The 737-nt window shown below is 68.0% G+C and carries 1 protein-coding gene; it reads right to left on the bottom strand.

Annotated elements, in window-relative coordinates:
• Positions 1 to 4: 4 nt before the first annotated feature.
• Positions 5 to 737 (bottom strand): IS30 family transposase (locus tag N866_RS19250; RefSeq protein WP_034229996.1); only part of this gene is annotated, 733 nt, incomplete at its 5' end.

The following is a 737-nucleotide window of genomic DNA, read 5'->3' as shown; positions in this document are numbered from 1 at the left end:
GGATTCAATCGGTCGTCGCAACACCGGCTTGTTCGAGCAACAGTAGATGCTCGTTCATGGCCTCGGCGGGTGTTCGCCAGCCGAGGGTCTTGCGTGGTCGGCTGTTGAGGGCGTTGGCCACGGCGGCGAGGTCGTCGGCGCTCCACCGCGAGAGGTTGGTGCCTTTGGGGAAGTACTGGCGAAGGAGACCGTTGGTGTTCTCGTTCGTGCCGCGCTGCCAGGGGCTGTGCGGGTCGGCGAAGTAGACCGGGATGCCGGTCTCGACGCGGAAGGCGGCGTGGGCGGACAGCTCCTTGCCGCGGTCCCAGGTCAGTGATCGACGCAGTTGCTCGGGCATCAAGGCCATCGCCGTGGCCAGTGCTCTCTTCATCGAAACTGCGCCGTAGCCGCCCAGTGCGGGCCCGTTCTTCACCCGAGCTGCCAGGCCGTAGCCGTCTTCTCGGGGCAGGTGGACGAGCATCGTGAACCTGGTGGTCCGTTCAACGACGGTGCCGATCGCCGAGCGCTCCAACCCGATGATCAGGTCCCCTTCCCAGTGCCCGGGGACCGCCCTGTCCTGGACCTCGGCGGGCCGCTCGCTGATCATCACCTCGGCGCTCACGTGTGCGCCCGGCTTGGCTCGCGCCCGTGACCGCGGCACCCGCAACGCCCTCCCCGTGCGCAGGCACGTGACGAGCTCACGCTTGAGCGCGCCCCGACTCTCCACGTAGAGCGCCTGGTAGATCGCCTCGTGGCTG

The sequence above is a fragment of the Actinotalea ferrariae CF5-4 genome (assembly GCF_000603945.1).
GTDB lineage: Bacteria > Actinomycetota > Actinomycetes > Actinomycetales > Cellulomonadaceae > Actinotalea > Actinotalea ferrariae.
The sequence above is the reverse complement of the archived record's forward strand: the minus strand, read 5'-3'. Positions and strand labels throughout refer to the sequence as shown.